The organism is uncultured Serinicoccus sp. (genome assembly GCF_947500995.1).
Lineage (GTDB): Bacteria > Actinomycetota > Actinomycetes > Actinomycetales > Dermatophilaceae > Ornithinicoccus.
In genome coordinates this window covers 1-4,797 of record NZ_CANMUA010000016.1, presented here as the reverse complement: position 1 = coordinate 4,797, position 4,797 = coordinate 1, and the positions used below count along the sequence as shown (strand labels likewise).

Annotated in this window: 4 protein-coding genes; 2 read left to right on the top strand and 2 right to left on the bottom strand. The window is 67.5% G+C overall.

Going from position 1 to position 4,797, the window contains the following annotated elements; genetic code table 11:
• Positions 1 to 109: 109 nt before the first annotated feature.
• Positions 110 to 436 (bottom strand): hypothetical protein, encoded by a 327-nt coding sequence (locus Q0967_RS17155; RefSeq protein ID WP_299451273.1) that lies wholly within the window; start codon positions 434 to 436, stop codon positions 110 to 112.
• A gap of 68 nt (positions 437 to 504) precedes the next feature.
• Here Q0967_RS17155 and Q0967_RS17150 point away from each other — a divergent pair, with 68 nt between their 5' ends.
• The gene (locus Q0967_RS17150; RefSeq protein ID WP_299451272.1) at positions 505 to 1,245 is read left to right on the top strand and encodes a hypothetical protein; all 741 of its coding nucleotides are present in this window, start codon (positions 505 to 507) and stop codon (positions 1,243 to 1,245) included.
• A gap of 225 nt (positions 1,246 to 1,470) precedes the next feature.
• Here the strand turns inward: Q0967_RS17150 and Q0967_RS17145 are convergent, their stop codons facing one another.
• On the bottom strand, positions 1,471 to 2,793 hold the full coding sequence (locus tag Q0967_RS17145) for an FAD-binding protein (RefSeq protein ID WP_299451270.1): 1,323 nt from the start codon (positions 2,791 to 2,793) through the stop codon (positions 1,471 to 1,473).
• A gap of 699 nt (positions 2,794 to 3,492) precedes the next feature.
• Here Q0967_RS17145 and Q0967_RS17140 point away from each other — a divergent pair.
• Positions 3,493 to 4,677: an IS110 family transposase gene (locus tag Q0967_RS17140; protein WP_299451267.1), complete on the top strand. Its 1,185-nt coding sequence runs from the start codon at positions 3,493 to 3,495 to the stop codon at positions 4,675 to 4,677.
• The last annotated feature ends 120 nt before the right edge of the window (positions 4,678 to 4,797 follow it).

Genomic DNA, 4,797 nt, shown 5'->3' with positions numbered 1-4,797 from the left:
CTGTACTTCCTCGGTGCAGGCATGACTCCACTCTCCCGTAGAGATCAAGACCCTCCACCAAACCCGGGGCGGTTCAGTAGAGTCGGATGTGCTCGTGACCGAACGCCATTTAGTCGCAACTCTGCTTGGGGCTGGTGGCCCCTTCGCGTAGGACGAACTCCTCGCGGTGCCCGGGTTCGTCACTGAAGAGGAGAGTCGATGCGTCGACCCGGGTGACGGTGCCCTCCTGCTCTGGGTTGTCCCAGCCGGGTGGGGGATTGCCGGATCCGTCATCAAGAGGGCCACCCGCACGTTCGTACCACTGGTCCTCGAACTGCAACTCGTGGATGCCGCAATGGGTGTACAGGGTGACGTCGTGAACCCCGCTACGCTCACAGGCGACGAGGCTCAGCAGGAGGGCAAGGACCGGGAGAACCTGCAGTGTGCGTTGTGTCATCGCGTCCTCCCTACCAACTGTCACGGCAGCGTATCGGCTGGCGGGATACGTCCTGGCAGACTGTGGCAGTGTCGTACTCGCAGGAGGAAGCCCTTGCTGCGCTCAGGCCCCTGTTGGTCGGACGTGATGTGGCCGATGGTTTCCGCCTGGTCGAGGTCCGTCCGCAGGGTCCCGATGTCGTGGTGTTGTTCCATTGGCGCGGGAACCGGCACGTCTTCGGCGTCGTGATTCCGTGGTCTCCGCATGTGGGCCGCAGCACCGGGGAACCCATCGGCTCGGCCGAGGAATGGGCCACCGAGGTGTCATGGTGGCTGACCGAGGAGCTGGATACCGGCTATGTCGGACGCGCCCAGCGTCGCCGTGAGCCCGACTTCATCGAGTTGCACGGTCCGAGCTATGAGCCAGACCACCGGTACTACGTCTCGCGGGTTTATGGCGACGGTGGATGGTTGGCCCAGTGCGGCTGGGACGTCAGCGTCGCCAGGACGCTGGGTGGCCGCGGGTTGCTCACGGCGTGGCTGCAGGCTCACGTGAATAGCGCGAGCGGTGGCTCGGTCGTTGGTCAGGCCGTTGTCGGCAGGCTCGCGAACGGTGACGCGGAGCTTGCTGTGCTGGACCTCGCTAGGAATGTGCCAGATTCCGTAGCTCGTGACCTCGCCACGGTCTGTGTTGACGAAGCCGGCAACCACGGCGCGGAGCGCCTGAGAGTCGATACCACGCAGTCACGACTGCTCACGGGCATGGGCTTCCAACCCGCAGACCAGGACAGCGCCTGGATCGACACGACCGCACTCAACATCCGCACCTGACGAACCCACCAACAGCGACACTCGAACCCCACGCGCGTCGCGGCAGATGCGAATGGCTGCCGACGGCAGGGTACGGCCTGCACTCCGAAGGAGGACCTCGTCCTCCAGCAGAGCGCCGGCGAGCGGGGGCAGAGCCGTCTGGTGGTGCTCGTGATCGCGGGGGATGTCATGCGTCGGGGCGTGGGACCGCGACCTTGACTCTGAGGTTGGCGGCGGCGCATTTGCTCACATGAAGCGCTCGGAGAGGCTGTTCTGAAAGCGCAGGTGCGGGTCGTACTGGCGCTTGATCTGGAAGAACTCCTCGAGGCGTGGGTAGGCCTGCGCGACGTGGTCGCGGGTGTAGTGCTGCTGGTAGGGCAGGTAGAACGTGCCGCCATGAGCCAGCGAAGCCTCGACCAGGGCCCGGGTGAGCGAGGCCATGTCCTCGTTCCCGGTGTCGCTGACCTCCTGGCTCAGGTAGAGCACGACCGAGAATCGCTCTCCTTGCGCGTAGTCGAGGATCACGTCCTCCTGGTGCACCGAACGGATCGAGGCACTGAGGAGCCGGGCGTCGTGCTCACCGAGCTGGGCCCGCAGCTCGTCCAGGAAGGGCACAAGCTGGTCGTGCGGCAGGAAGTACTCGTGCAGCACGTCGGTGTACTGCGGCAGGCGGTTGTTCAGGAAGCCCAGGCTCTCGTACATCGCCTGGTTGCGTCCCACCATGCACGCCTCGGCCTCGCGGAGGGACTCGTTGCGTGAGCGCAGGCACCCGCGGACATGGGGCAGCACCTCCCGCTGCGCCGTCCACCGCACCCGCTGCCCCAGGTCTCCGGTCCGGGCCAGGTTGAAGATCAGGCGGCTCGCCCGGTCCGAGGCTCGTTCTCGCAGCGGTGGCACTGGCTCGGGCTCCTCCACCTGCTCGTAGGCGTACACGATGGCCTCTTGGAGCAGGCTGCCCGGTGCCGTCGACAGGTGCGTGTACGTCATCCGGACCGTGTCGTCGCGGGCCACCTCCGAGGCGAAGTAGGCCGGGAAGTCCCGGTAGTCCACGACGGTGGTGCGCAGCCGGTACATCTCGCTGTCGACGAGGTTGAGCTCGACGTCGAGGATCACCCCGACCAGCCCGTAGCCCCCGACCACGGCCGCGAAGAGCTCGGGCTCCTCCTGCGGGCTCACCTGGTGCACGCTGCCGTCGGCGAGCATGACCCGCACCGAGGCGATCGTCGAGGACAGGCTGCCGGCTCTGAAGTCCAGCCCGTGAGCGTTCACCGACACCGTGCCGCCAACACTGAGCACGTCGATACCCGGCATGGTCGCCACCGCGAGACCCGCGGGATGCACCGCCTCCAGCACCTGCTGCCAGGTCGCCCCGGCCTGCACGACCGCGGTCCTGGCCTGCTCGTCGACGGTGATCGCGTCCATGCCCCGCATGTCCACGACGAGGCCACCGGGGTAGGACGCCTGACCGCCCATGGCGTGCCGGGTGCCGCCCACCGAGACCGCGAGCCCGCGCTCATCGGCATACGCCAGAGCAGCTCGGACCCCTGCCTCGTCACGCGGACGGGTCACCCCGTGCACCGGAGTGCGCGTCAAGCAGCTGGCGTCCGTGACCGTGCCACCGGTCTGGTTCAGAGGGGTCGGGTATGCCGCACGCCTGGACTCCACAGACGTCTGCGAGGCCGCCCGGACCAGGGCGTCCGGGGCCGGACCGACCTGGCAGTCCTTCGCCGCGACAGGCGCCGATGACCACAACACCAGCTGAGGCCCGCCGACGAGCAGTACCAGCAGCAGAGCGATAGCCGCGATACCCCACCGCAGCCCGCGCCGTCGACGGCCGCGCCGGTGGGCCCCCCGGGGACGCTCACGTCGTCGAGCCACGACCCCATTCAACACCGGAACTGCCGCGACCCGAGGTATGCAGAGCCCGAACCGACGACACGAGGTTCCGCACCATCGAGGACAGCGTTGCCATTTCGTATCCGTAGAGATGGCCACGAGCCAGTCGCGGCAAAGTCGGACGAGCGTAGCCGTCCTCCACGCGGCTACTAGTTCTGTTGACCTCAGGATCGGTGCCCGGCCAGGCTCGGTCCAGGTGGTCGGGGTGGTCGCTCTTTCGCGGCTGTCCACCCTGGTGGTGTGACTCTCTATTGGCGTGCGCTGCCCCGGCCACCGACATGGTCGGGAGAGGCTGAAGAAGGGTTTGCTCTGCTGGTAGTAGCGGTGCCCTCCTGACCGACACAACATGTCGCGTCGTGAAGGAGGCAGCTCATGGACGAGCAGACACCGGGTCCGGTGGTGATCGGGATGGACCCGCACAAACGCACGGTCACGATCGAGGTGATGACCGCCGACGAGGCGATCGTCGGACACGGTCGGTTCACCACCGACGAGGCGGGCTTCGCCGCCCTGGTGGAGTACGCGAACCGGTGGTCGGAGCGGACCTGGGCGATCGAGGGCTGCGAGGGCATCGGCCGGCACGTCGTGGCCCGGCTGCTGCCCATAGGTGAGCAGGTCCTGGACGTGCCGGCCAAGCTGTCCGCGCGGATGCGGGTGTTCGCCACCGGGCAGGGCCGTAAGACCGATGACACCGACGCCCACTCCATCGCCCTGGTCGGGGTGCGGATGGGTGGGCTGCGCAGCGTGGTCCACGACCAGACCCTGGAAGTGCTGCGGCTGCTGGTCGACCGGCGACGTCGCCTGGGTGAGGACCACACCCGGATGGTCTGCCAGCTGCACGCGCTGCTGCTGGAGATCGTCCCTGGTGGGGCCAAGAAGGACCTGTCCGCGGCCCAGGCCCGCAAGATCCTCACCGGCGTCCGGCCCAAGGACCCGGTCGGCAGGACGCGCAAGCGGGTCGCGATGGAGCTGGTGGTCGACCTCGAGCGGATCTACGTCCGCAAGAAGGCCGCGAACAAGGAGCTCGTCGAGCTCATCAAGACCACCGGCACCACCCTGCTGGGCCTGCACGGCATCGGTCCTTCCGGCGCGGCACGGCTGCTGGTCGAGGTCGGTGACATCACCCGGTTCCCGACCAGGGGCCACTTCGCCTCCTGGAACGGCACGGCCCCGATCGACGCCTCCTCCGGCGACAACGCCCGGCACCGTCTCTCCCGCGGCGGGAACCGGCACATCAACCACGTGCTGCACATGATGGCGGTCGTCCAGCTGCGGACGAGGACCACCCAGGGACGGGCCTACTACGACCGCAAGGTCGCGGCCGGCAAACGCCCGAACGAGGCGATGCGCTGCCTGAAACGGCGGCTGTCCGACATCGTCTACCGAACCATGCTTGACGACATCGTCACCACCTCAGCGACGGGCCCGGGAGGACACCGGGGCGCGTCACACATATCCAGCGCGGCCGGCTCACAGCCCCAAACCGACACTTCGGATCAGTCACTTCCCGGACCCGTCACCCACCACCATAGAACCCCAATCAAGACCCCCGCTTGACACAGAAGGGTGCCAAAGTCGGACGAGCGTAGCCGTCCTCCACGCGGCAAAGTCGGACGAGCGTAGCCGTCCTCCACGCGGCTACGTGTTTCATTGACGGCAGGATCGGGCCCGGCCAGG